Genomic DNA, 25,946 nt, shown 5'->3' with positions numbered 1-25,946 from the left:
CAGCCACCCTGGCCGCGACCGCCGTCATGCAGCGCAAGTGTTGACGGGCTCGGCCGCCGGACGGAATATCAGGGCGACAGCCCCCAGCCAAGGAGTAACGGGTGGACGAGTACCAGCAGACTATTCGTGCTTTATCGGATCGAATCGTGGCAGCCCAGACACCGATCCGCGTGCTGGATGCGGTGAAATGGGACGATAGCGTCCGCAAGGAGTTTCTGGCCGCCAAGGGCAAGGCACTGCCTGCCGTGGACCGTGCTTATTACGACAACCGCCCGCTGGGCTTCGATTCCAGCAATCTCAAGCAGGAATTCCAGAACATCGAACGTGATATCACCCGGCAGCTGGGGCAATTCAACCCGGTCGGGCAGATCATGCGTCGCATGTGCAAGGAATACCGCATGGTGGTTCGTATGCTCGAAGCGCGCGGCACTGCGGATTTCGGGCTGATCTCCCAGGAGCTGTACGGCGCCGCATCGGATGCGTTTCATGCCGGTGACCCGACCCTGGCTGATCTGGGGCTGATGCTCTCCGATTACCTGAACAATATTGCCGGGCGCGGCGACCTCAAGGACGAGCCCAAGGAGCTGACTGCCAAGCAAGCCGTCGCGCTGTTGCAGAGCCGTCTGAACCGGGTGTTCGGCGAGGCCGAGGAAACCATTCGTGTGTTTGAGTCCGACGGTATCGTCGCGGACGCGGCGGCGGGTGCCGATTACATCAAGATCCGCAGCGACGCGATGTTCAACGAGCGTGATGTCCGCGCGCTGGAAGTCCACGAAGGGCTGGTGCATGTCGGCACCACCCTCAATGGCCTGAACCAGCCGATCTGCACGTTCCTCTCCAAGGGACCGCCGTCTTCGACCGTGACCCAGGAAGGCCTGGCGATTCTGATGGAAGTCATCGCTTTCGCGTCCTATCCAAGCCGCCTGCGAAAACTGACCAACCGCACCCGTGCCATTCATATGGCCGAAGAGGGCGCCGATTTTCTCGATGTGTTCGGCTTCTATCGCGATCAGGGTTTCGGCATGTCCGAAAGCTACGGCAACGCCAGCCGCGTATTCCGTGGCTCAGTCCCCGACGGGCTGCCGTTCACCAAAGACTTGTCCTACCTCAAGGGCTTCATCATGGTTTACAACTACATTCAGTTGGCCGTGCGCAAGGGCAAGCTCGAACAGGTTCCGCTGCTGTTCTGCGGCAAGACCACGCTGGAAGACATGCGCACTCTGCGCCAACTGGTGGACGAAGGGCTGGTGGTCGCGCCCAAATACCTGCCCGACCAATTCCGCGACATGAACGCGCTATCAGCCTGGATGTGCTTCTCCAACTTCCTCAACCACTTGAGCCTGGACCGGATCGAAGCGGATTACTCCAATATCCTGTAGGCCTTGCAGGCCGGTAGACTTGTAGGAGCGGACCGCGCGGCGCTCCTACAAACCTGTTCCCACAGTGATGGTGATCAAAAAGGAACGCTCCTTGAAGCTGCTCGGTATCCTGATCTTGTTCCTCAGCCTCACCGGCTGTAGCTCGATGCTGTTCTACCCCGAACCCGGCCTGCCGTTCACCCCCGATAAAGCCCGCCTCGAGTACCGCGACGTGAATCTGGTGGCGGCGGACGGAACCCGTCTGCACGGCTGGTGGTTGCCTGCGAAAGCGGGTGTGCCGGTCAAGGGCACGGTGCTGCACCTGCACGGCAACGGCGGCAATCTTTCCTGGCACCTGGGCGGCAGCTGGTGGTTGCCCGAGCAGGGCTATCAGGTGCTGATGCTCGATTACCGCGGTTACGGACGCTCCGAAGGCGAACCGGCTTTGCCGGCGATCTATCAGGATATTCAAGCGGCGTTCGATTGGCTTGACCAGGCGCCGGAAGTGCAGGGCAAACCGTTGGTGGTCCTGGGCCAGAGCATCGGTGGTGCACTGGCGGTGCATTACCTGGCGGAGCATCCGCGGCAGCGCGCGAATCTCAAAGCGTTGATTCTCGATGGCACCCCCGCCAGTTACCGCGATGTAGCGCGCTATGCGTTGGGTACGTCATGGCTGACCTGGCCGCTGAAAACGCCTTTGTCGTGGCTGATTCCGGACGGAGAAAGCGCAATCAACGGGCTTTCCCGACTGGCCGGCACGCCCATGCTGATATTCCAGAGCATGGACGACACGCTGGTGCCGCTGGATAACGGCATCCGGCTTTACCAGGCCGCTCCGCCGCCAAGGGTGCTGCAACTGACTCGCGGTGGCCACGTCCAAACCTTCGCCGACTCTACCTGGCGTCAGGTGATAATGCGCTATCTGGAAGACCCACAGCACTTCAATGGCCTGCGACGCCTGGCCGAAGTGCCCAACTACCCGACGCCGTAGGAGCGCGCTTGCCCGCGATCTGCCGCGTAGCGGCAGCAGAATCAGGCGGCGCGCTCGGTCAGGTGAACCACCGCCATCCGCTTCGCCAGCAAGCTGGCTCCCACATCAAAATGTGCCCTAGCCCCGAGGAGCGCGCTTGCCCGCGATATCGCTCGTGCAGGCAAGGCAGAATGTAGTATCCGAACAAAGGTCGAGGGCAAGCGCACTTCTGCGATAGAGAGCACAAACTGAGCACACCATGACAGAACGCAACCTTATTCCCATGATCCTCACCGGCGTCGGCACTATCGTCATGACCGTCGGCTGCCTGTGGTACTACGGCTATCTGCACTTCGCCCGTCCGCAGGATGCCTTGCTGCTGAACCAGTTCACGATGCTCAAGACCATTCCGGGCGAAGACTATCGCGCGAGCCTGAGCCCCGCCGCCGAGATCGCGCAGTGCATCGATGGCGTGCTGGTGCTTTTCGATACGAAGCAGAAAGGCCTGTCGGGCGTGTTGGTCAATGAGCGCAAACAGGTGGTGAGGTGCGCAGGGTAAACCTGGCCGGTCTGAAAGATGCAGGCGAGCACTCATGAAAAAGCCCCGCCTGCATGACACAGACGGGGCTCGGGGTGTAGCTCAGCCGATCACTTCATCGAAGAACGTGGTGCTACTGGCTGGTTGTCGTTGGAAATGGTCACTTCCACACGACGGTTCATGGCGCGGCCGGAGTTGCTAGTGTTATCGGCAACCGGATATTCCTTGCCATAACCCTGAGCAACGATACGAGTCGGGTCTACGCCCATGCGGACCAGCGCAGCACGCACCGAGTTGGCACGACGTTCGGACAGCGACTGGTTATAGGTCGCAGAGCCGGTGCTGTCGGTGTAGCCTTCGACGATCACTTTACGGTCAGCGTTTTCCTGAAGGAACGAGGCCAGTTTGGCGATATCGCCCTGGGCGCCCGGCTTGAGTTCGGCCTTGTTGTAGTCGAACAGCACGTCACCGAAGGTCACCAGCGTACCGCGTTCGGTCTGCTTGGCGTTCAGGGTGTTCTTGAGGGCAGCGATCTGCGCGTCGCGAGCGTCCAGGCGCGCTTTGGCGCGTTCTGCCGCTGTGTTTTGCAGCTGGGCTTCGGACAGGCGCAGATTGATGGTCTGCTTGGCCAGCTCAATGCGCTGGTTGGTCAGGTAGGCCAGCTGGTCGACTTTCTTCTCGTCTTCGTTGTCGCGAAAAGCCTTGTCAGCCTTGTCCAGCCATTCGCTGGCGTCCTTGGTTTCAAGGGCGGCGACTTTGGTCGCTTCAGGGTTGGTCTGCAGCGCGGTGTAGTTGCTGCGAGCCTGTTCCAGATTCGGGTTAGGCTTGGTGGCACATGCGGCCAGGGCAACGCTCATGGCCAGCAGGGCAGGGATCATTACTTGTTTGCGCATAATAAAGTCGTCCTTTAATCAGTTACCGATGCATGAAAAACGGAGGCCGGGGCGCTTACTGCACCTGACGCAGGCCTTCTTCACGTAGTTCGTTGACGCCCTGACGAGCGTCCTGCACGGCTTTTTCAGCCTTGGCGGCCTGGGCTTTGCGCTCAGCTACACGAGCATCCCACTCGGCTTGTTCGGCCAGTTTGCGCGCCTGGTCGTAATGCTTTTCCTGCATGGCCAGTTCGGCTTCTTTCAGCTTGTCCTGAGCAGCCTTGGTTTCGACCGCCGCGAATTCAACACCGCCGGCGCTGATCGCGCTGTTGACGGCCGATTGAGATACCGCGTACTGCTCGCTCGGCGGATTACCGGCGCAGCCAGCCAGGATGAAAGTGGAACCCAGAGCCAGCGCGGCCAGCTTGAGCCCGCGCAGGCCTGTAGACTTGGTGTTGGCAGTAGGGGTGTTCATCGTGATCAACTCCATTGTCTGACTCCAAACGAGATTATCCATGACAGTCATTCTTCTTGGCTCGCCGGCGAAGGGTAGAGGCCTCTGTCGTCGCACGGGCTTGCTGTGATGGCTAAAAGCTCGGACCTGCATGGTTTTTGAATAGTTCATTCGGATGTGCTTCAGGTTCCTGGCACTCGATATGCGTGGGCCATGAACATGGCGCTTGATCCTTGGCGCGCGATCCAGCGTGGCTTACCGCGTAACCGGGGAGCGCAGGCTGTAAGTCAATCGCCATATGGAGCTGAAGATCAGCCTTCGGACGCGTCCTGCTTTTGCGCCAGATCGTGCAGATAGCGCTTCGACAAAGCGAGATAGCGCGGCGTGGCGCCGATGTCCTCGTACAGTGGATCACCTTCTTCATCGGTTGCGATCACGTGCTGGCCTTTCACATACGGAAAGCTGGCTTCGAGCTCTTCGAGCGCCGCGCCGATCAGTTCGCCCAGCAATTCTTCGGGGTGATGCCTGGGATACATTTCGCACAGTGCAGAGAGTCTGGCGGCAGACTCCAGATCCAGGTGAATCGCGTAAGGCGTCTGGGTCAGGCGACCCGTCGCGTTGTGTTCCCAGTGTTCGGCAAGCTCGCGGATTTTCATGTGGACCTCTTGATTACTCGCTTATGGCGGGTTTGTTCGAGTCGTGAGCCTTCGTGAAGCCCAAGGATCAGACTAGTCTCGCGATTGGACTGGCGTGAGAATCGCTGCACGATTGCGCGGATCTGCCGCAGCGCCAGCTTGTGGAAACACTGTTGGGTAGAGCCGATTTGCATTCAGGCGTTCAGTCGTGGTGATCTGGCTGCACAAAGCCCCAGACAAAAACGGGAGAGGGACCGATGGCTGATATCGATGCGCGGCTGCGCGAAGACGTTCACCTCTTGGGTGAACTGCTGGGTAACACGATCCGGGAGCAACGCGGGGTCGAATTTCTCGACAAGATCGAACGCATACGCAAGGGCGCGAAGGCGGGTCGGCGCGGCTCGGCACAGGGCGCGGAGCAGTTGAGCTCCAGTGTCGACAGCCTGCAGGACGACGAGCTGTTGCCGGTCGCCCGAGCCTTCAATCAGTTCCTCAACCTGGCTAACATCGCCGAACAGTATCAACTGATGCGGCGCCGAGACGACGCGCAGCCCCAGCCGTTCGAGTCCCGTGTGCTGCCTGAGCTGCTGAAACGCCTCAAGGAAGCCGGCCACTCGTCCGATGCGCTGGCCCGACAATTGGGCAAGCTCGACATCGAACTGGTGCTGACCGCGCATCCCACCGAAGTAGCGCGCCGGACCTTGATCCAGAAGTATGACGCCATCGCCGCTCAGCTCGCCGCCCTCGATCATCGAGACCTCAACAGCCTTGAACGCGAGCAGATCACTTCACGATTGCAGCGCTTGATCGCCGAGGCCTGGCACACCGAAGAAATCCGCCGGACCCGGCCCACGCCGGTTGACGAGGCCAAGTGGGGTTTCGCCGTCATCGAGCATTCGTTGTGGCACGCCATCCCCGCTTACCTGCGCCGCGCCGATCAGGCGCTCAAAGCCGCCACCGGACTGCATTTGCCTCTGGAGGCAGCGCCTGTGCGCTTCGCTTCGTGGATGGGCGGCGACCGCGATGGCAACCCCAACGTCACGGCCGCGGTAACCCGGGAAGTCTTGCTTCTGGCACGCTGGATGGCGGCTGATCTGTACCTGCGTGACGTGGACAATCTCGCCGCCGAGTTGTCGATGCAGCAGGCCAGCGACGCGCTGCGCGCCAGCGTTGGCGACAGCGCCGAACCCTATCGGGCCGAGCTCAAGCGCTTGCGTGAACGTCTGCGAGCCACGCGCAACTGGGCCAACGCCTCGCTGACGACTACGCAGCCTGCGCCCGAGGCAGTGTTGCAGGACAACCGTGAGCTGCTCGATCCATTGCTGTTGTGCTATCAGTCGCTGCATGAATGCGGCATGGGCGTGATTGCCGATGGCCCGCTGCTCGACTGCATCCGCCGCGCCGTGACCTTCGGGCTGTTTCTGGTGCGTCTCGACGTGCGCCAGGACTCCACGCGACACAGCGCGGCCATGAGCGAAATCACCGATTATCTCGGGCTTGGTCGCTATGACGAATGGGACGAACCAAGCCGTATCGAATTCCTGCTGCGCGAGCTGAACAGCCGCAGGCCGCTGCTGCCGGCGCATTTCCAGCCGGCTGCCGATACCGCGGAAGTGCTGGCGACCTGCAGGGAAGTGGCTGCGGCACCTGCGGCGTCGCTGGGCTCGTACGTGATCTCCATGGCGGGCGCGGCTTCGGACGTGCTGGCCGTGCAGCTGCTGCTCAAGGAGGCCGGGCTGTTGCGGCCGATGCGCGTGGTGCCGCTGTTTGAAACGCTGACCGACCTGGACAATGCCGGGCCGGTCATCGAGCAGTTACTGGCACTGCCCGGATACCGGTCACGCCTGCACGGCCCGCAGGAAGTCATGATTGGCTATTCGGATTCGGCCAAGGACGCTGGCACCACAGCCGCCGCCTGGGCGCAATACCGCGCCCAGGAGCGACTGGTGGAAATCTGCCGCGAGCAGCAGGTCGAACTGCTGCTGTTCCACGGTCGCGGCGGAACAGTCGGTCGCGGCGGCGGCCCGGCGCATGCCGCGATTCTGTCGCAGCCGCCCGGCTCGGTGGCCGGACGGTTCCGGACTACCGAGCAGGGCGAAATGATCCGTTTCAAATTCGGCCTGCCGGACATCGCCGAACAGAACCTGAACCTGTATCTGGCGGCGGTACTGGAGGCAACCTTGCTGCCGCCACCGCCGCCTGAGCCGTCCTGGCGCACGATGATGGACCAGCTGGCGGCAGACGGCGTGAGCGCTTACCGCGCTGTGGTTCGCGAACATCCCGAATTCGTCGAATACTTCCGCCAGGCTACGCCGGAGCAGGAGCTGGGTCGCTTGCCGCTGGGCAGTCGCCCGGCCAAGCGTCGCGAGGGCGGCGTGGAAAGCCTGCGCGCGATCCCGTGGATTTTCGCCTGGACCCAGACGCGCCTGATGCTGCCGGCGTGGCTTGGCTGGGAGAAGGCTCTGGGTCAGGCACTGGAACGTGGCGAAGGCGACCTGCTGGCGCAGATGCGCGAGCGCTGGCCGTTCTTCCGCACCCGTATCGACATGCTGGAAATGGTCCTGGCCAAGGCCGACGCCGACATTGCGCGGCTTTACGATCAGCGTCTGGTTGCCCCGCAGCTGCAACATTTGGGTGCGCATCTGCGCGACCTATTGTCGCAGGCCTGCGCCGTGGTGCTCGGCCTCACCGGCCAGGACCGTTTGCTGGCTCACAGCCCCGCGACGCTCGAATTCATCAGCCTGCGCAACACCTACCTCGACCCGTTGCACCTGCTCCAGGCAGAACTGCTGGCGCGTTCGCGCAACCGCGAAGCGAGCCTCGACAGCCCTCTGGAACTGGCGTTGCTGGTGTCGGTGGCGGGGATCGCCGCCGGGTTGCGCAATACAGGCTGACAGCGGACCGTTCGCCCGGCCGCGCATTTTTTGATTCGGCGGGCGGCGAGGGCGAGGTTTGCAGGCTAGCCTGCTGAAACGGTTGGTCCGGTCCTGACGCCGGAACCCTTGGGCGCGCGGCCTGCGCGCCTTGGGGGCCTGCGACTTTTGGCGGCTTGTGCGGCCTGAGTCTGCTGTGTATCTTGGTCAGCCTTTTGGCCTATTGGCCTGATTCATTTTTTAGATTGGCCAAGCGGCGAATCCGATTATGTCCATAAGAAAAGTTTGAGGAGCATGACGATGCGCGTGATTCTGCTGGGAGCTCCCGGGGCCGGTAAAGGTACTCAGGCAAAATTCATCACTGAAAAATTCGGCATCCCGCAAGTATCGACCGGCGACATGCTGCGCGCTGCAGTCAAGGCAGGCACCGAGCTGGGCCTGCAAGCCAAGAGCGTCATGGACGCTGGTGGCCTGGTTTCCGATGATCTGATCATCGGCCTGATCAAGGACCGTCTGGCTCAGCCTGATTGCGTCAATGGCGTGCTGTTCGACGGTTTCCCGCGCACTATCCCGCAAGCCGAGGCGCTGCTCAAAGCGGGCCTGGAAATCGACCACGTTCTTGAAATCGCAGTTGACGACGAAGAAATCGTCCAGCGCATGTCGGGCCGTCGCGTGCATGAAGGCTCGGGTCGTATCTACCACGTGCAGCACAATCCGCCGAAGATCGAAGGCGTCGACGATGTGACCGGCGAGCCGCTGGTACAGCGCAAGGACGACATCGAAGAAACCGTGCGTCATCGTCTGTCCGTCTACCATTCGCAGACCAAGCCGCTGGTCGAGTTCTACAGCGAGCTGAGCCGCAAGAACGGCAAACCCAAGTGCAGCCATATTGCCGGAGTCGGTTCGGTCGAGACCATCACCGCCAAGGTTCTTGCCGCACTGAGCTGAAGCTGCCGCGCATCGTTCGACAATGGCCCGCTTGCGGGCCATTTGTCATTTATACTGCGTCACATTTTTCCATCACGACGGATACATCGATGACCACCTTGCTGGCCCTGGACACCGCCACTGAAGCCTGCTCGGTCGCTTTGCTGCATGACGGCAAAGTGCTGAGCCACTATGAGGTGATTCCACGTCTGCACGCCCAACGACTGCTGCCCATGATCAAGGTCCTGCTGGCCGAGGCCGGCATCGGCATGTCGGCTCTGGACGCAATCGCCTTTGGCCGTGGCCCCGGCGCGTTCACCGGCGTGCGTATCGCCATCGGCGTGGTGCAGGGCCTGGCTTTCGCGCTGGATCGCCCGGTGCTGCCGGTTTCGAACCTTGCTGCGTTGGCGCAGCGCGCCTTTCGCGAACAAGGCGTGCGCCAGGTTGCAAGTGCCATCGATGCGCGCATGGATGAAGTGTATTGGGGCTGCTACCGCGAGACGGCGGGTGAAATGCGGCTGGTCGGCAACGAAGCCGTGGTGGCGCCCGAACAGGCTGGCCTGCCGGAAGATGCCAGCGGCGAGTGGTTCGGTTCCGGCACCGGTTGGGGTTACGCCGAACGCATCCCGGTCAAACCGTCGAGCTACGACGCAAGCCTGCTGCCCCATGCGCAAGACCTCCTGACGCTGGCGACTTTCGCCTGGCAGCGTGGCGAAGCTGTGGTTGCCGATGACGCACAGCCTGTTTATCTGCGGGACAAGGTTGCGACGCCCAAGGCTCGCTGACAGCCCTGTCGGGAGCCCGTCAGCCCGGGGGCTCCTGCATAAATACCAATTTGCCATCTACCTTTCATCGCCAAATTTGCAGATTGCGCCGGTCGGCTAAAACAATTTGCAATATGTGTGGTCTAGTTATCGTTCAGGCGTTTGCGGATTCCTGAGCAGTGACGTTAAATTGCCACTACAAGAAGCCGAGTAGAAAGCGATGCGCATAGACGGACCTACCAACCGCTCATACCCAGTCAATCGAAAGCCGCGAAAATCCCCGGCCATTGTCGAGGGTACATTCGAGGAAATCGAAAACGATGCGGAGCTTCCACCGTCAGCCCAGGCTTCGCGCCGTGAGGCCGGCGATGCACAGCTTGGCGCAACCGCCAATGTGCCTGCTCGTCCGCAAGACATCATTTTCCCGCGCTCGATGAGCACCCGTGTCGCCAACGCGCTGGCCAGTTACCTGACCACCGCCAGCTTCGTTGACTGGGACCTGGAAGTTTCGGGGCTCGATCTTCACGTCTGACCGTGTCCAGCCTTCCGTACTTCATTGGTTGCCCTTCCTGGAACGAGAACGCCTGGCGTGATTCGTTCTACCCGGCTGACGCTCGCTCCACGGATTTCCTGAGTCTCTACACTCAGGTATTCAACGTGGTCGAAGGCAACACCACTTTCTACGCACGTCCCAAGCCAAGCACCGTTGAGCGCTGGTCTGAATTGATGCCAGCCGGTTTTCGCTTTACCGCCAAGTTTCCCCGCGACATCAGCCATGACGGCGATCTGCGTCTGCACCTCGCGGCGGCTGAGGAATTCGTACGCCTGCTGGCGCCACTGGGCGAACGTGTCACGCCTTTCTGGTTGCAACTGTCGGCGGGTTTTTCGCCGGACAGGCTTGGTGAACTCGCAGGGTTCATCGACGAACTGCAACGCCCGCTGGCCGTGGAAGTGCGGCATCTGGAGTTCTTTCAGAAAGGCGAGGCAGAGCGCGCCCTCAACCGGCTGCTGATGGATCGCGGGGTCGAGCGCATCTGCCTGGATTCCCGTGCGCTGTTCAGCTGCACCTCGGATGATCCTGCCGTGCTCGATGCGCAGTCCAGAAAGCCGCGCTTGCCGCCGCGTCCGTTCGCGCTCACGCAGTTTCCTCATGTGCGCTTCATCGGCCATCCCGAGCTTGCTGCCAACGATCCTTTTCTGGCGCAGTGGGTCGAGAAAGTTGCGGCGTGGATCGAAGAAGGGCGCACGCCGTACGTGTTTGCGCACACGCCTGACAACCACCTCGCGCCTGAGCTTGCGCAGCGTTTCCATGAACAGTTGATGGCTCGGTTGCCGGGCTTGCCGCCGCTCCCTGTTCTGGATCGTGGCCCGCAAGCGGAGCAGTTGGGCTTGCTCTGAGGTCGGAAAATGTGGGCTTATAGCGGCTCACATCAGGACTCGGAGATTGCCATGGACACGCAACAACTGCTCCGCGCTCAAGCGTTCAAGGTTTTGCATGAGCGCGACGGTGCTTTTGTCATCCCCAACCCCTGGGACGCCGGCTCTGCACAGTTGCTGGCTTCGCTCGGTTTCGAAGCGCTGGCGACTACCAGCGCAGGCCTGGCGTTCTGTCTGGGTCGTCCCGACGCGGAAGGAGCTATCAGTCGCGAGGAAACTCTGGCCAACGCCGCCGTAATCGCCGCCGCCACTGAACTGCCGGTCGCGGCCGATCTGGAAAACTGTTTTGCCGACAGCCCGGAAGGTTGCGCCGAGACCCTGCTCCTGGCTGCCGCCACCGGCATCGTCGGCGGCTCCATCGAAGACGCCACTGGACGGGCGGAAAAGCCCATCTACGACTTTGACCTGGCGGTGGAGCGGGTCAGGGCGGCAGCCACCGCGGTGCATCAGTTGCCGTTTCCTTTTTTGCTGACTGCTCGTGCAGAAAATCTGCTCCACGGTCGTATGGATCTGGCCGACACGATACGTCGCCTCGAAGCCTACGCCGATGCCGGTGCCGACGTGCTTTACGCGCCCGGATTGCGGACTCGCGAAGAAGTCATCGCCGTCGTCCGCGCTGTCGCACCGAAGCCGGTCAACGTGTTGATGGGGCTGGGCGGTGTGACGCTCACCGTCGCGGAGCTTGCCGACTGCGGCGTCAAACGCATCAGTGTCGGCTCGTCCCTGGCGCGGGCGGCATTCGGCGGGCTGTACCGCGCCGCTGAAGAAATCCGCAATTACGGGACCTTCAACTATGCCGGTCAGGCGCTGCCTTTCGACCAGCTCAATGACCTGTTCAAGGGCTGAAGATGCGGTGGTTTCTGCTGTTTGTGGTGCTGTGCGCGGGCGTCGGCCTGGCCGTCTGGCGTGGCTGGATCGACGTTCCGCCGCGATGGAATCCATGGGCACCGCTGGACGTACGGGCCGAGCCGAATCTGTTGACCCCGTTCAAACTGTCGCGGCTGTCCAGTGATCCGGCGCTGTGCGATCAGGCGTTGGCATCTTCAGGCCTGCGCTTCAGTCGTCAGGCCGACAGTGATGCCTCTGCGAAATGTCCGCTCCAGAACACGTTACGGGTGCAGGGTGGTGACGTGGCCTTGAGCAGCAGTTTTCTGGCAAGTTGCCCGCTGGCGGTCGCTTATGTGCTGTTCGATATTCATACGCTGCAACCCGCAGCACAGGCGGTATTCGGCCAGCGCGTGACACGCATCGATCATCTGGGCAGTTTCGCCTGCCGGAATATCTACAATCGGGCCGACGGTCGGTTGAGCCAGCACGCCAGCGCCAACGCACTGGATATCGCCGGCTTTCGTCTGGCTGACGGGCGCAGGATCAGCGTGCTCGGTGACTGGACAGACAATGGCGACAAGGGGCGTTTTCTGAGGCAAGTGCGCGATGGCGCCTGCAAACAGTTCAGTACGGTGCTGGGGCCGGAATACAACGCGGCCCACCGCAACCACTTTCATGTCGACATGGGTCGCTGGCAGGTTTGCCGTTAGGCGGCCAGACGGAGATTGTGGGCGATCAGCGGGCGAGCCCAGACGACGTCGTAATCGAACTGGCGCTGCTGGGCCGCGATGGTGGCCTCATCCAATGGCAGCGCGGGCTTGTCAGCCAGCTCCCATTCGAATTCGGCGATTGGCAGGTGCAGTGGACGCGGGTGCGGACCGGGGCCTGGGTTGACGCTGTCGTCATAAGGGTTCAGGACGGTAGGACGAACCCAGTTGCTTTCGAATTCCAGGGCGCGTTGTTGCTCGATCATCTCGCTCATGCTGAACGGTTCCGCAGGTGGCGGCAGCAGGTCGAGTTCGAATTCGGCAATCGGCAGGAACAACGGCTCTGGCGGCTTGACCTCGGTGTCGGTGACCGGGCAGGTCCGCTGCTCGACGATCTGGCTGAGCGTTCTGGCGCCTGCGACGGGTTCACCGGTCTCTACGTCGACCTCTTCAACGGCTGCCGGCTCTGCGCCCAGCTGCGTACCATCGCCAATCTGCTCTGCCATCGCCCGGGCAAACGCGTCCGACCACAGCTGCGTGACACCACCGAGGGTGCGGCTGTTGCGGATGCTGTAGTCGCCTGCGTGCGACAGATAGCCGATGGGTGATTGAACAATGTCTGACATGACGATCAGTACTGACCTTGGGTCTGGCAAAATACCGGATACTTGTTTATCGGCAGCTTTCGCCAATCATTAACATTTTTTGAGTGTGTGTAATTCATGAGTGAGCAGCAATCAGGCAACCGCGTCCGGGTCGAGGCCGTGGCTGTCGGTGCGCAGGAACAGGCGGCGGACTGGGCGGGGCGCCTGGGCTTGCCGCTGGCGGACGATGAGGCCGACTTTGCTCTGCAAGTCACGGACAACGGCCTGCAGCTGCAGCAGCTGGCCGACGATGCGCCCGGCCCTGTGCGTGTGGATTTCGTTGAAGGCGCGGCGGCGCATCGCCGGCTGTTCGGCGGCGGCAGTGGCCAGATGATCGCCAAGGCGGTCGGCATTCAACCCGGCGTGCGGCCTCGGGTACTGGATGCGACGGCGGGGCTGGGCAAGGATGCGTTTGTACTGGCGAGCCTGGGATGCGAGATGAGCCTGATCGAGCGTCAGCCGATCATTGCGGCGCTGCTGGAAGACGGCCTTGCTCGCGGTCGCCATGACAGCGAAGTGAGCGACATCGTCGGTCGGATGCGGCTATTGACTGGTAATGCCATCGAGCTGATCCGCGCATGGCAAGGCGAGGCGCCGCAGGTGATCTATCTCGACCCGATGTTCCCGCATCGGGAGAAGACCGCTCTGGTCAAAAAAGAAATGCGCCTGTTCCGCCCGCTGGTGGGCGACGACATGGATGCACCGGCCTTGCTGGAAGCGGCGCTGGCCCTTGCAACCCATCGTGTAGTGGTCAAGCGCCCGCGCAAGGCGCCATGTATCGACGGGCCGAAACCGGGTCACGTGCTGGACGGCAAGTCCAGCCGCTATGACATCTATCCGAAAAAGGCGCTCAAGCCCAAGGCTGGCGATTGAACACGGCCGGGCTTCACGGCTGGTAGGCGCGGATGAACAACTCCACGACTTCTCGCACATGACGCTCGGCGGCTTCCGGAGTGGGCAGTTCGCCGCAGCCGACCAGTAACCGGAAGTTGCACACCCCCTTGACCAGAATCAGAAAGTGCTCGGCGGCGGTTCTGGCAGAAGCGAAGCGCAGCTCGCCGCGCTCGGCGACGCGTGTCAGTAACCGCTCCATTTCGCCGATGATGCGCTCAGGTCCCGCCTCGAAAAAGATCATCGACAGCTTTGGGTCCTGCGTTCCGAGCGCGACCATCAGGCGATGCAGCTGCAGCGACTCGGGACTGTTGGTCAGGGTCTGGAACCCGCGCGCGATATTCAGCAACAGCGTTTCCAGGGGCAAGTCTTCACCCAGTGACAGGAACAGCGCTGGCATCTGCTCTTCGCAACGGGCGACAACGGCTGCGGAAAACAGCGTCTCCTTGTCGTTGAAGTGGCTGTATACCGTGAGTTTCGATACCCCGGCCTCGGCGGCAATGGCGTCCATGCTGGTGCCTGCGTAGCCCTGGCGGATGAACAGGTTTTTCGCCGATTCCAGAATCGCTTTGCGCTTTTCCAGATCCTTGGGACGGCCGGGGCCGGTGACTGGTGAGAGATCGGGCATATGCGTCTGAATAATGTACTGGTGAGTTTGGTAATTTTTAATATACTCGCCAGTACAATTATTCCAAGCCCGATTTTGCGAAGGTCATACCATGCTGCGCCATGCCCGGTCCCTCGTCCTGCCCCTGTGTCTGGTCTCACTGTTGGCCGCCTGCGGCCAGGAGGCTGCGGCGCCTGTTGTCGTGCGACCGGCGATGGTCGTGCAGCCTGTCCCTTCATCGCAATCGATGGACAGCTATTCCGGTGAAGTACGCGCGCGATTCGAGCCTCAGCTGGCCTTCCGTATTGCCGGCAAGGTCAGCAAACGATTGGTCGAGGAGGGCGAGCGCGTCAAGGCCGACCGGCCTCTGGCCGAGCTGGATGCGCAGGATGTGCGCATGCAACTGGAAGCCACCCGCGCCCAGGTCGCCGCCGCGCAGGCCAATCTGCAGTTGGTGCGCGCCGAACGGGATCGCTACAAGACTTTGCTGGACCGGCAGATGGTCAGCCGCTCGCAATACGACAACGCCGAAAACCTCTATCGCTCTGGCGAAGCACGACTGCAGCAGATCAAGGCTGAACTCAACGTCGCCACCAATCAGACCGGCTATACCGTGCTGCGCGCTCCGCAGAACGGCGTGATCGCCAAGCGCCTGGTCGAGGTGGGTCAGGTGGTCTCCGCAGGACAGACCGTCTTCGCTTTGGCAGCCGATGGCGAGCGCGAGGTGTCCATCAACCTGCCGGAGCAGCACTTCACTCGTTTCAGGATCGGCCAGACGGTCGCGGTCGAGTTGTGGACGCAGCCGGGCCAGCGTTTTCCGGGGCGCATCCGTGAACTGTCTCCGGCCGCCGACCCGCGCTCGCGGACCTTTGCCGCGCGCATCGCCTTCTCGACTACCCAGGCCCCGGCCGAACTTGGCCAGAGTGCCCGGGTGTTCATTGCCGGCGAGCGCGCGGTGCCGCTCGCCGTACCGCTGTCGGCGGTCACGGCTGAGCAGGGCGTCAGCTATGTCTGGCGGGTCAACCCCGACAATACCGTCAAGCGCATTCCCGTTCAGCTGGGGCCTTACGGCCAAGAGTCGGTGCCGGTGCTCGAAGGTCTGAGCAGCACCGACTGGATCGTCGCCGCCGGGGTGCATGTGCTGCGCGAAGGCGAGGTCATCCGGCCGGTGGATCGTGGTAACCGTTCCATCAAGCTGACCGCCAAGGAGTAGGCCGATGCACTTCAACCTCTCCGAGTGGGCGCTGCGTCACCGCGCGGTCGTGCTGTACCTGATGATTGTGCTGGCCGCCGTCGGCGCGCTCTCCTACAGCAAACTGGGGCAAAGCGAAGACCCGCCGTTCACCTTCAAGGCGATGGTGATCCGCACCATGTGGCCTGGCGCAAGCGCTGAAGAAGTCGCAAGGCAAGTCACCGACCGCATCGAAAAGAAGCTCATGGAAACCGGCGAATACGAGCGCATCGCTTCGTTTTCGCGACCGGGCGAATCGACCGTGACCTTCGTTGCCCGCGATTCGATCTTCTCGGCTTACCTGCCGGAGCTCTGGTATCAGATCCGCAAGAAGATCGGCGACATTCGCCACACATTGCCGCCTGGCGTGCAAGGCCCGTTTTTCAACGACGAGTTCGGCACCACGTTTGGCAATATTTACGCGCTGACAGGGCAGGGCTTCGATTACGCCGTCCTCAAGGATTACGCCGACCGCATCCAGATTCAGCTGCAACGGGTCAAGGATGTGGGCAAAGTCGAGCTGATCGGCCTGCAGGACGAAAAGATCTGGATCGAGCTTTCCAACGTCAAGCTGGCGACGCTCGGCCTGCCCTTGCAGGAAGTACAACAGGCTCTCGAAGCACAGAACGCAGTGACCTCGGCCAGCTTCTTCGAGACGTCCAGTGAGCGGGTGCAACTGCGTGTCAGCGGGCGCTTTCAGACGGTCGATGAAATCCGCGGCTTTCCCATTCAGGTGGGCGACCGCACGCTGCGCATCAGCGATCTGGCCGATGTGCATCGCGGCTTCAACGACCCGCCGGCGCCGCGCATGCGCTTCATGAATGAAGACGCCATCGGTCTGGCGGTCGCCATGAAAGACGGAGGCGACATCCTGATTCTCGGGCGGGCGCTGGAAGCAGAATTCGCACGGCTGCAAAAGAACCTGCCGGTCGGTATGGAGCTGCGCAAGGTGTCGGACCAGCCCGCAGCGGTGAAAACCGGCGTTGGCGAGTTCGTCCAGGTGTTGGTCGAGGCGCTGGTGATCGTGCTGCTGGTCAGCTTTTTCTCGCTGGGCGTGCGCACCGGCATGGTCGTCGCACTGGCCATTCCACTGGTTCTGGCGATGACTTTCGCGGCGATGTATTACCTGGGAATCGGCCTGCACAAGATTTCTCTTGGCGCGCTGGTGCTGGCGCTCGGTCTGCTGGTGGACGATGCGATCATCGCCGTCGAAATGATGGCTATCAAAATGGAGCAGGGTTACGACCGGCTCAAGGCTGCCAGCTTCGCATGGACCAGCACGGCGTTCCCGATGCTTACCGGCACGCTGATCACTGCCGCAGGTTTCCTGCCGATTGCCACGGCGCTGTCGAGTACCGGCGAGTACACCCGATCGATTTTCCAGGTAGTAACGCTGGCGCTGCTGGCTTCCTGGATAGTCGCCGTCATGTTCGTGCCGTATCTGGGCGACCGGTTGTTGCCGGACTTGGCCAAACGCCATGCACAACGCCACGGCGGCGCCGCGCATGATCCATACGGCACGCCGTTCTACAGCAGGGTCCGCGCGTTGGTCGGCTGGTGCGTGCGACGCCGCAAGACGGTAATCGTCGCCACCGTTGCGCTGTTTGTACTGTCGGTACTGATGTTCCGTTTCGTGCCGCAGCAGTTCTTTCCCGCCTCGGGCCGGCTGGAATTGATGGTCGACCTCAAACTGGCGGAAGGCGCGTCGCTGACCAATACCGCCGAGCAGGTGAAACGTCTGGAACAGATGCTCAAGGACCATCCGGGCATCGACAACTATGTGGCTTATGTCGGCACCGGCTCGCCGCGCTTCTATCTGCCGCTCGATCAGCAATTGCCAGCGCCCAGCTTCGCCCAGTTCGTAGTGCTGAGTAAAAGCATCGAGGACCGCGAGGCGCTGCGCAGTTGGTTGATCCCCCATCTTAACGAGCAGTTCCCGACCCTGCGCTCCCGTGTCACGCGTCTGGAGAACGGGCCACCGGTGGGCTATCCGGTGCAGTTCCGGGTCACCGGTGAGCACATCGAGGTGGTCAGAGCACTGGCGCGCAAGGTGCAGGATAAGGTGCGCGAGAACCCGCACGTGTCCAATGTGCATCTGGATTGGGAAGAGCCGAGCAAAGTCGTGAATCTGAACATCGATCAGGACCGGGCAAGGGCATTGGGCGTGACTACGGCGGACCTGTCGGCCCTGCTGCGCAATTCGCTCACCGGCTCCAGCGTCAGCCAGTTTCGCGAGGACGACGAGCTGATCGAAATCCTGCTGCGCGGCACTCGTGATGAGCGTGAGCAACTCGGAGCGCTGTCGAGCCTGGCCGTTGCCACCCGCAACGGCACCAGCGTGCCGCTGTCGCAGATCGCGACCCTCGAATACGGCTTTGAAGAAGGTGTGATCTGGCACCGCAATCGCTTGCCAAGCGTGACCGTGCGGGCGGACATCTACGGCAAGCAACAGCCGGCGACGCTGGTTCAGCAGATTCTCCCGATCCTCGAACCCGTCCGCACTGAACTGCCGGACGGCTACTTACTGGAAGTTGGCGGCACGGTGGAAGACTCGGCCCGTGGGCAGGACTCGGTCAATGCGGGCGTACCGCTGTTCATCGTAGTGGTGCTGACTCTGCTGATGATCCAGCTGCGCAGCTTCTCGCGCATGTTCATGGTGTTCATCACCGCGCCGCTGGGCCTGATCGGGGTGACCTTGTTCCTGCTGATCTTCAATCAGCCGTTCGGCTTCGTGGCCATGCTGGGCACGATTGCGTTGTCGGGGATGATCATGCGCAACTCAGTGATCCTGGTGGACCAGATCGAACAGGACATCGCTGCGGGGCTGGATCAATGGCAAGCGATCATCGAAGCCACGGTGCGGCGTTTCCGGCCAATTGTATTGACCGCACTGGCGGCGGTGCTGGCGATGATCCCCTTGTCCCGCAGCCTGTTCTTCGGCCCGATGGCCGTGGCAATCATGGGCGGCCTGATCGTAGCCACCGCCCTGACCTTGCTGTTCCTGCCGGCGTTGTATGCGGCGTGGTTCAGGGTAGAGAAAGCCGAGCGCCCTTAGTGCCTGCATGGATGGAGCAGGCCCGGCGGTGCTCACCGGTTTGTAGGAGCCAGCTTGCTGGCGAGGGCCAGTGCGGTTTACAGCCCTGTGCAGCCTGAAATACAGCTCTCGCCAGCAAGCTAGCTCCTACAGGGATGGCGGTGCTCACTGGTTTGTAGGAGCCAGCTTGCTGGCGAGGGCCAGTGTGGATCACACGCTTGTGCAGGCTGAAATACAGCTCTCGCGAGCAAGCTCCCTCCCACAGAGAGGGCAGTGACCGCTGGTTTGTAGGAGCCAGCTTGCTGGCGAGGGCCAGTGTGGATCACACGCTTGTGCAGGCTGTAAGAAAGCTGTCGCGAGCAAGCTCCCTCCCACAGGGATGGCGGTGCTCACTGGTTTGTAGGAGCCAGCTTGCTGGCGAGGGCCAGTGTGGATCACACGCTTGTGCAGGCTGAACGGAAGCTGCCGCCAGCAGGCTCCCTCTCTTACAGCGCGCCAAACACCTTCTTCGCCAGGCCGGTAGCCGCGGCGGCCGGGTTGGCGCGGATGCTTTCTTCCTGTTTGGCGATCATTTCGAACAGCCCGTCGAGCGCCTGCTCGGTCACGTAACTTTCGATGTTGGCGCTTTTTGCATCCAGCACGCCCAGAGTGGCGGCTTGCCCGGCAAAGGCGTTGTATTTCTGGGCCAGGCCGACCTTGTCGGTCGCCTGTTTTACGATGGGCAGAAATTTAGCGCGGATTTGTTCGCGGCTGCTGGTGTTCAGGTACTGAGTCGCCGAGTCCTTGCCCCCGTTGAGAATAGACTTGGCATCGGCCACGCTCATCTTCTTGACCGCATCCACCAGCAGCGCCTGGGCCTGTGGAACAGCCGCCTCGGCCGCCTGGTTCATGCTGCTTTCCAGCTGATCGACCTGAGCACCCATGCCAAACTGTTTCATCTTCTTGGCGACCTTGCCCAGTTTGCCCGGCAGTTCGATGCGCACGTCCTGGTTATTATTGAAACCACCCGGCACGCCGAGCTGTTTGACCGCGACCTGAGCGCCTTGGGTCAGCGCGTCCTTGAGGCCGCCGGTGGCGTCCGATTGAGACAGGTCTGCCAATGACAGCGCGAAAGCGTTGGCCGACAGCAGCAGGCCTGCGCACAGACCGGCAAAGGTAAACGAAAGGCGAAGCATGACAGCATCCTTTTCAGAGGGATCAAAACCGCAACGCCGCACAATGCAGACGGCGCGGTGGAGAGAGGGTATCAGGGAAGCAGGCGCGCCGGGTTCAATCTGACGCGTAGCGGCTGCGGATCGGTGCCGTCGAGTCGGACCGGGACTTGCGCGGCATTTGTGAACAGCACTTTTCCGTCGGCCTCGATGCGTGCGCTGATTGCGTAGCGGTGTCCGGGCTCGACCTGTCGAGGGTCATATTGCAAATGGAAGGGCAGCGGCACCTGCCCCTTGATCGGACCGCTTTCACGGGCAAGCACCACCGCGGCGGCATCGGCGCGCGACACATTCTGCAAACTGACACTCAGCACCGCGTTGGGCGGCAGGGCCGAGCGCTGCAGGTAAAAAACCTCGCCGTCGAGGTTGGCCTTGGAGGGTGGCGCGACGCTGCAGGCGCCAAGCATGGCGCTTGCGAGGATGAGGGCGAATCGTTTCATGGGAGATCTCCGTATCAGCCACGCCGGAAGGTGCCCGGCGTGGTCGGCGGAATTTAACGCATTCAGCCTGCGGGATCTGCCTCGGTTACAACTTCGTTCTGATGCAGTGCGACCTGGCGGATAGACAGGCGGATTTCCGCGGGCAGCACCCGCTTGGCAGCGCCTTCGGCCAGATCACCGAGCAGCGGGTGATAACTCAGCTTGCCGGCAGCGTCCTTGCGCAATACGCCCAGATCCAGCAGCGTCTGAATGAAGTGGCGGAACAGACTCTTGTCGAAGAATTCCGGCGCATTGAGCCCGTGCAGGATCGACAGGCGCTGCGCCATGACCGTGCAGAGATCTTCCAGTTCTTCGGCGCTGAGCGTCTTTTGTCCGCTGTTGAGCAGCAGCGCTATCGCCATGTAGAACCGCTGCAAGGTCTGGGCGATGGCCCGGGACAGTAGGGTCAGCAGCACGAACTGCCGGGAGCTCGGTTCAGGGCGCACATAAATATCATCGCCCTTCTTGCGCAGCAGGCCCTGTTCAACAAATGCAGCCAGCCACTGATCGACGACCTCGTCCAGCTTGTTCAGCGGCCAGCGGATGAACAGTTCCGATTGCAGGTACGGGTAGAGCGCGCGGGTGTAGCGCAGGATGTGCTCACGGGACATCCGCGACGTACTCTGGAAAAAACTGGCCAGCAGCGACGGCAGCGCAAAAATATGCAGCACGTTGTTGCGGTAGTAGGTCATCAACACTGCGTTCTGTTCGTTCAGGTACAGAATTCTGCCCAGCGCATCCTTCTGTTCCGCCAGCAGGTCCATGCCCTTGACGTGCTCGATCAGTTCCCGGCCGTTGCCGTCCGGCAGCGTGGTGTGCGGCGAGTAGGGCACCGCGCGCAGCAGCGTCAGGTACAGATCCAGAACGCGCTCCATCGCCTGGTCGTCGAGCGCCAGCTTCTGCGTGGAAAGCAGGACAATGGCCACCAGGTTCATGGGATTGACCGCTGCCGCTTCGTTCAGATGCTGGGCAACGCGATCGCCGAGGCGATTGGTGGCTTCGCTGAGCCATTGCGGACGATATTGCGGCGCCAGTTCCTGAGCGCGCCAGTCCGGCTGCTCGTTATCTAGAAACTCGGCCAGCTTGATGGGCTCGCCGAAGTTGACCGAAACTTGGCCGAAGCGCTGCCTGAGCGCGCCGATGACCTTGAAGATGTCGAAGATTGACTCCTTCTTCTTGGCTGCGCCACGCAGTTCGCCCAGATAAGTGCGGCCTTCCAGAACCCTTTCATAGCCGATGTAGACCGGGATGAACACGATCGGCATTCGCGAGTTGCGCAGGAAGCTGCGCAGGGTAATGGCCAGCATGCCGGTCTTGGGTTGCAGCATGCGCCCGGTACGCGAGCGACCGCCTTCCACGAAGTATTCGACCGGAAAGCCTTTGGTGAACAGGGTATGCAGGTATTCGTTGAATACCGCCGTATACAGCGGGTTGCCCTTGAATGTCCGACGCATGAAGAACGCGCCACCGCGCCGCAGCAGGCTGCCGATCACCGGCATGTTCAGGTTGATACCCGCAGCGATGTGCGGCGGGGTCAGACCGTTGCGGAACAGCAGATACGAGAGCAGCAGGTAGTCGATATGGCTGCGGTGGCATGGCACGTAGATCACTTCGTGCCCCGGCGCGATTTCCTGGACGCCCTCGATGTGGCTGACCTTGATGCCGTCGTAGATCTTGTTCCAGAACCAGCTCAGCACCACTTCGAGGAAACGGATCGCGGAGTAGGTGTAATCCGAGGCAATCTCATTGCCATAACGCAGGGCCTGCTCACGCGCCTTTTCCTGGGGAATGCTCTCGCGCTCGGACTCTTCGACAATCGCCTGTTTGACCAGCGGCTCATCGAGCAGCCCTTCGACGAGGTTGCGGCGGTGTGAGACGTCCGGGCCGATCACCGCGCTTTTCAGGTTGCGGAAATGCACGCGCAGCAGGCGTTGGGTCATGCGCAGCGTCAGCTCGTAGCCTTTGTTCTGGTCGACCAGTTCGCGCAGGTGAATGGGCGCGGAGAACTGGACGCGGGTTTTGCGGCCCAGTATCAGGATGGTCACCAGCCGGCGCAGCCTGCCGGTAACCGCCCAACTGTCGGCGAACAGCAGCTTCCAGGCGCTCGATTCCCGGTCGGGTGACTGGCCCCAGAACACACTGACCGGAATGATCTGCGCGTCTTCCTGAGGGTTCTGCGCGACCGCGGCGACCAGTCGTTCCAGCGTTGGCGGTGCGCCGCGCTTGTCATGGCGGCCGAGCCAGTCCGGCTCCGGCGTCAGGTAGAAAAACGCCGCTGGCTCCATCATTTCGCCGACCGCGACCGATAGCACCGGCCGGGGTAGTCCGGCCTTGCGGCATTCGGCGTCCAGCACCGCCAGGTCGCTGATCGCGGGCGACTGCAGGGCATAGAACACGGGCCGGCTGCGGTCCAGATTCAGGGTGAAAGACGATTGGTTGATGGTTTCCGAGCGAACCCAGAGGTACAGCAAGCGACGCAGGGTGCCGAACACAAGGCGACGGAACGGGGAACGAGTCATACGGTTTCTGCTGGATGAAAGGGCGAGCGCCCCAGAGGGCGTCAGTGTGACGTATCGCGTGGGGATCGGCAAAAAATGCTGCGCGGGCCGGGCGGCACTCCGCTTGTTCGGGAAGGGGCAGCAGATACCGCCAGCGAATCAGGCTAACCGTGTAATCGTCGTTGGGAGCAAGCTCCCCCACGATAGCCGCGATAAATCGATTGCTGCCGCTATGCGCCAGATCGCCAGCAAGCTGACTCCCACAGACGGTGGTGGGAGAGGAGGGGCAGCAGATCCCGCCAGCGAATCAGGCTAACCGCGTAATCGTCGTCGCGAGCAAGCTCCCTCCCACGATAGCCGCGATGAATCGACTGCTGCCGCTACGCGCCAGATCGCCAGCAAGCTGACTCCCACAGACGGCGGTGGGAGAGGAGGGGCAGCAAAATCAGCCTGCGCGATAAGTCAGGCCGGGCGCCCCGATTACGACGTCCGCCAGGTGATCTCTTCTTCGCCATCGGCGCTGATGCGCATCCAGCGGTCGGCGGTGTCGTCGCTTTCCTCTTCGACCCAGGTGCCCGGTGCGCAGCGCACTTCGACGTTCAGGGCAGCGAAGGCGGCGCGAGCGCAGGCGATGTCGTCGTCCCACGGCGTCTGGTCGCTTTCCAGATACAGGCTGTTCCATTTGCCGACAGCCTTGGGCAGCCAGGTGACAGGCACGTTGCCGGCCTTGCACTTCCAGGTCTGACCTTTCTGGGTCCATTCGCTGCACGGGCCGAGGGCTCCGTCGAGCCATTGGGCGATGGCCTTGTGGTCGACGTCTTCATCCTTCAGGTAAATCTCGATATCGGGTTGGCGCATGGGTGCCTCTTTTGAATGCTTATTGCAGCACGAAATAATCGTAGCGCATGGATACGGTGACCTTGAACGGGCCGGGGTGTTCGATCACGGCGGTGCGACGTTCGGCGCTGGCCCGCCAGCCATGCGGGGTCATCGCCAACAGGTCGGCACGCGACTGGCCGTCGATCAGCTTGAGCGTGTAGGTAAGGGTTTCGCTGTGTTGCAGCTGCATGCCCTCAGGCACCAGCGCCAAGTGCTTGTCGTCGGCGTAGTCGCGCACTTCATCGTACAGACGCTGACGCAGCTCCATCAGGTGCTGGTTGGTCGGGCCGACCCGCATCAGCCCGCCGCCGGGCGTCAGCAGGCGTTTGGCTTCCTGCCAGTCCAGCGGGCTGAATACGCTGGCCAGGAATTGGCAGCTGGCATCGGGCAGCGGAACACGAGCCATGCTGGCGACCATCCAGGTCAGGCCGGGGTTGCGGCGGCAGGCGCGCTTGACGGCTTCGCGGGAGATATCCAGCGCGTAACCGTCAGCGTTCGGCAATGCGTCGGCGATCTGTGCGGTGTAGTAACCTTCGCCGCAGCCGATGTCCAGCCAGTGCGCGGGCGCGCGTTCGGCGGCCAGTTCGGCCAGTCGCCGGGCCACGGGCGCGTAGTGCCCGGCGTTGAGAAAATCACGCCGTGCTTCGACCATCGCCTGGTTGTCGCCGGGGTCGCGGCTGTTCTTGTGCTGCACGGGCAGCAGGTTCAGGTAACCCTGGCGCGCCCGGTCGAAGCGATGATTGGCCGGGCAGGCCACGCCGTTGTCGACCGTGGCGAGCGGGGCTGAGCAGATCGGACAGGTGAGCATCAGGCGAGCAACTTGACCAGGGTCTGGTAGTAGATTTCGGTCAGCACATCGAGGTCACTGGCCAGTACGCGCTCGTTGACCTGATGGATAGTCGCATTGACCGGGCCCAGTTCCACGACCTGAGTGCCGAGCGTGGCGATGAAACGACCGTCGGACGTGCCGCCGCTGGTAGACGCCTGAGTCTCGCGACCGGTAACCGCCCTGATGCTGGCCGATACCGCATCCAGCAGAGCGCCGGGTTCGGTCAGGAAAGGCAGGCCGGACAGCGCCCACTCCACGGTCCAGTCCAGCTCATGCTTGTCGAGAATCGCCGCGACCCGCTGCTTCAATCCTTCGACGGTCGACTCGGTGGAGAAGCGGAAATTGAATACTGCGACCAGGTCGCCCGGAATGACGTTGGTGGCGCCGGTACCGGAATTGAGATTGGAAATCTGAAAGCTGGTCGGTGGGAAGAACGCGTTGCCGGCGTCCCAGTGCTCGGCGGCAAGTTCGGCCAACGCCGGAGCGGCCAGATGGATCGGGTTCCTGGCCAGATGCGGATAGGCCACATGGCCCTGCTTGCCACGTACGGTCAGGGTCGCGCCGAGAGAACCGCGACGACCGTTTTTCACCACGTCGCCCACCAGCGTAGTGCTTGAAGGCTCGCCGACGATGCACCAGTCCAGACGCTCGTTGCGTGCGGCCAGTCGCTCGACCACCGCCTTGGTGCCGTGGTGCGCCGGGCCCTCTTCATCGCTGGTGATCAGAAACGCCACGGTGCCTTTATGGTCCGGATAGTCGGTGACGAAACGCTCCGACGCCACGAGCATGGACGCCAGGCTGCCTTTCATGTCCGCCGCGCCGCGACCGCACAACATGCCATGTTCATCGATCAAGGCGTCGAAGGGGTCGTTCTGCCAGGCGTGGGTCGGGCCGGTCGGCACTACGTCGGTGTGGCCCGCGAAACACAGCACCGGGCCATCGCTGCTGCCATGAGTCGCCCAGAAATTGTCCACGTCCTCAATGCGCATTGGCTCAAGCTTGAACCCGGCATCGCCCAGACGCTGCATCATTACAGTCTGGCAATCGGCATCGACCGGCGTTACCGAAGGTCGACGGATCAGGTCGCAGGCGAGTTGAAGGGTGGGCGATAGGTCGGCTGGGGCCGTCATGTACAGAACTCCGATAGCAAGGCTTTGGGCGCGAAAGGGCGGATATCTTAAAGCAAAATGCCGAGACTAAGGCCTTGATATGACGATGGCGGTAGCGGGCATGGCTTTCAGACCGATTGCCGTTACGTGAGGGTGCTTCGAGGGGCCCGA

Annotated in this window: 24 protein-coding genes; 13 read left to right on the top strand and 11 right to left on the bottom strand. The window is 62.0% G+C overall.

The annotated features are described in order from the left end of the window. Nucleotides 1-101: 101 nt before the first annotated feature. The 3 genes from J3P77_RS16955 (at nt 102) to J3P77_RS16945 (ending at nt 2,887) form a co-directional block, all read left to right on the top strand. On the top strand, nt 102-1,379 hold the full coding sequence (locus J3P77_RS16955; protein WP_434677744.1) for a flavohemoglobin expression-modulating QEGLA motif protein: 1,278 nt from the start codon (nt 102-104) through the stop codon (nt 1,377-1,379). Between the two features lie 91 nt (nt 1,380-1,470). Next, nucleotides 1,471-2,349, top strand: a complete 879-nt coding sequence (locus J3P77_RS16950; RefSeq protein WP_434677743.1) for an alpha/beta hydrolase — start codon at nt 1,471-1,473, stop codon at nt 2,347-2,349. Between the two features lie 238 nt (nt 2,350-2,587). Further along, nucleotides 2,588-2,887: a hypothetical protein gene (locus J3P77_RS16945; RefSeq protein WP_434677742.1), complete on the top strand. Its 300-nt coding sequence runs from the start codon at nt 2,588-2,590 to the stop codon at nt 2,885-2,887. An 89-nt stretch (nt 2,888-2,976) separates the two neighbouring features. Here the strand turns inward: J3P77_RS16945 and J3P77_RS16940 are convergent, their stop codons facing one another. From J3P77_RS16940 to J3P77_RS16930, 3 genes are all read right to left on the bottom strand, one after another. Next, nucleotides 2,977-3,759, bottom strand: coding sequence for an OmpA family protein (locus J3P77_RS16940; RefSeq protein WP_434677741.1), 783 nt, complete (start codon nt 3,757-3,759; stop codon nt 2,977-2,979). A 55-nt stretch (nt 3,760-3,814) separates the two neighbouring features. After that, on the bottom strand, nt 3,815-4,228 hold the full coding sequence (locus J3P77_RS16935) for a DUF4398 domain-containing protein (protein ID WP_434682042.1): 414 nt from the start codon (nt 4,226-4,228) through the stop codon (nt 3,815-3,817). 275 nt (nt 4,229-4,503) lie between these two features. After that, nucleotides 4,504-4,848 carry a pilin assembly protein gene (locus tag J3P77_RS16930; RefSeq protein ID WP_434677740.1) on the bottom strand — a complete coding sequence of 115 codons (345 nt, stop codon included), beginning with the start codon at nt 4,846-4,848 and terminating at the stop codon, nt 4,504-4,506. A 236-nt stretch (nt 4,849-5,084) separates the two neighbouring features. Between J3P77_RS16930 and ppc the strand changes: the two genes are divergently transcribed. From ppc to J3P77_RS16895, 7 genes are all read left to right on the top strand, one after another. Beyond that, nucleotides 5,085-7,721 (top strand): phosphoenolpyruvate carboxylase, encoded by a 2,637-nt coding sequence (gene ppc / locus J3P77_RS16925; protein ID WP_434677739.1) that lies wholly within the window; start codon nt 5,085-5,087, stop codon nt 7,719-7,721. A 279-nt stretch (nt 7,722-8,000) separates the two neighbouring features. Continuing rightward, complete coding sequence (gene adk, locus J3P77_RS16920; protein ID WP_434677738.1) at nt 8,001-8,648, top strand: adenylate kinase; 648 nt, start codon at nt 8,001-8,003, stop codon at nt 8,646-8,648. Nucleotides 8,649-8,737: 89 nt separating this feature from the next. Continuing rightward, nucleotides 8,738-9,412, top strand: a complete 675-nt coding sequence (gene tsaB, locus J3P77_RS16915) for a tRNA (adenosine(37)-N6)-threonylcarbamoyltransferase complex dimerization subunit type 1 TsaB (RefSeq protein WP_434677737.1) — start codon at nt 8,738-8,740, stop codon at nt 9,410-9,412. A 199-nt stretch (nt 9,413-9,611) separates the two neighbouring features. Next, complete coding sequence (locus J3P77_RS16910; protein WP_434677736.1) at nt 9,612-9,923, top strand: hypothetical protein; 312 nt, start codon at nt 9,612-9,614, stop codon at nt 9,921-9,923. Further along, complete coding sequence (locus J3P77_RS16905; RefSeq protein WP_434682041.1) at nt 9,920-10,789, top strand: DUF72 domain-containing protein; 870 nt, start codon at nt 9,920-9,922, stop codon at nt 10,787-10,789. Before J3P77_RS16910 ends, J3P77_RS16905 begins: the two co-directional genes overlap by 4 nt. 51 nt (nt 10,790-10,840) lie before the next feature. Further along, a complete protein-coding gene (locus J3P77_RS16900; RefSeq protein WP_434677735.1) occupies nt 10,841-11,674 on the top strand; it encodes an isocitrate lyase/PEP mutase family protein in 834 nt (277 codons plus the stop codon). Between the two features lie 2 nt (nt 11,675-11,676). After that, the gene (locus tag J3P77_RS16895) at nt 11,677-12,366 is read left to right on the top strand and encodes an extensin-like domain-containing protein (RefSeq protein WP_434677734.1); all 690 of its coding nucleotides are present in this window, start codon (nt 11,677-11,679) and stop codon (nt 12,364-12,366) included. On the opposite strand, the gene J3P77_RS16890 is transcribed toward J3P77_RS16895, so the two are convergent. Beyond that, nucleotides 12,363-12,989, bottom strand: a complete 627-nt coding sequence (locus tag J3P77_RS16890) for an energy transducer TonB (RefSeq protein ID WP_434677733.1) — start codon at nt 12,987-12,989, stop codon at nt 12,363-12,365. The two genes, J3P77_RS16895 and J3P77_RS16890, sit on opposite strands and share 4 nt — an antisense overlap. A gap of 96 nt (nt 12,990-13,085) precedes the next feature. Here J3P77_RS16890 and J3P77_RS16885 point away from each other — a divergent pair, with 96 nt between their 5' ends. Continuing rightward, a complete protein-coding gene (locus J3P77_RS16885; RefSeq protein ID WP_434677732.1) occupies nt 13,086-13,880 on the top strand; it encodes a class I SAM-dependent methyltransferase in 795 nt (264 codons plus the stop codon). Nucleotides 13,881-13,893: 13 nt separating this feature from the next. Here the strand turns inward: J3P77_RS16885 and J3P77_RS16880 are convergent, their stop codons facing one another. Continuing rightward, nucleotides 13,894-14,526, bottom strand: a complete 633-nt coding sequence (locus J3P77_RS16880; RefSeq protein ID WP_434677731.1) for a TetR/AcrR family transcriptional regulator — start codon at nt 14,524-14,526, stop codon at nt 13,894-13,896. A gap of 91 nt (nt 14,527-14,617) precedes the next feature. Here J3P77_RS16880 and J3P77_RS16875 point away from each other — a divergent pair, with 91 nt between their 5' ends. Together J3P77_RS16875 and J3P77_RS16870 are read left to right on the top strand one after the other, a co-directional pair. After that, the gene (locus J3P77_RS16875; protein WP_434677730.1) at nt 14,618-15,718 is read left to right on the top strand and encodes an efflux RND transporter periplasmic adaptor subunit; all 1,101 of its coding nucleotides are present in this window, start codon (nt 14,618-14,620) and stop codon (nt 15,716-15,718) included. A 4-nt stretch (nt 15,719-15,722) separates the two neighbouring features. Then, nucleotides 15,723-18,791, top strand: coding sequence for an efflux RND transporter permease subunit (locus tag J3P77_RS16870; RefSeq protein ID WP_434677729.1), 3,069 nt, complete (start codon nt 15,723-15,725; stop codon nt 18,789-18,791). 464 nt (nt 18,792-19,255) lie between these two features. Here J3P77_RS16870 and J3P77_RS16865 read toward each other — a convergent pair whose 3' ends face one another. The 6 genes from J3P77_RS16865 to dapE all read right to left on the bottom strand — a co-directional run bounded on the left by J3P77_RS16865 (nt 19,256) and on the right by dapE (nt 25,796). Next, the gene (locus tag J3P77_RS16865; RefSeq protein ID WP_434677728.1) at nt 19,256-19,945 is read right to left on the bottom strand and encodes a DUF4197 domain-containing protein; all 690 of its coding nucleotides are present in this window, start codon (nt 19,943-19,945) and stop codon (nt 19,256-19,258) included. Between the two features lie 71 nt (nt 19,946-20,016). Next, a complete protein-coding gene (locus J3P77_RS16860; RefSeq protein ID WP_434677727.1) occupies nt 20,017-20,421 on the bottom strand; it encodes a YbaY family lipoprotein in 405 nt (134 codons plus the stop codon). Between the two features lie 62 nt (nt 20,422-20,483). Further along, entirely contained in the window at nt 20,484-22,979 is a 2,496-nt protein-coding gene (plsB, locus tag J3P77_RS16855; RefSeq protein WP_434677726.1) for a glycerol-3-phosphate 1-O-acyltransferase PlsB, read from the bottom strand. Between the two features lie 459 nt (nt 22,980-23,438). Continuing rightward, nucleotides 23,439-23,816 carry a hypothetical protein gene (locus J3P77_RS16850; protein ID WP_434677725.1) on the bottom strand — a complete coding sequence of 126 codons (378 nt, stop codon included), beginning with the start codon at nt 23,814-23,816 and terminating at the stop codon, nt 23,439-23,441. A gap of 19 nt (nt 23,817-23,835) precedes the next feature. Next, nucleotides 23,836-24,645 (bottom strand): putative RNA methyltransferase, encoded by an 810-nt coding sequence (locus tag J3P77_RS16845; protein WP_434677724.1) that lies wholly within the window; start codon nt 24,643-24,645, stop codon nt 23,836-23,838. Then, nucleotides 24,645-25,796 (bottom strand): succinyl-diaminopimelate desuccinylase, encoded by a 1,152-nt coding sequence (gene dapE / locus J3P77_RS16840; RefSeq protein WP_434677723.1) that lies wholly within the window; start codon nt 25,794-25,796, stop codon nt 24,645-24,647. The genes J3P77_RS16845 and dapE overlap by 1 nt, the downstream gene beginning before the upstream one ends. Nucleotides 25,797-25,946 lie beyond the last annotated feature (150 nt).

This window comes from Pseudomonas sp. R1-18 (assembly GCF_051132095.1).
GTDB lineage: Bacteria > Pseudomonadota > Gammaproteobacteria > Pseudomonadales > Pseudomonadaceae > Aquipseudomonas.
Note: the sequence above shows the minus strand (reverse complement) of the source record. Positions and strands in the feature narration are given on the sequence as shown.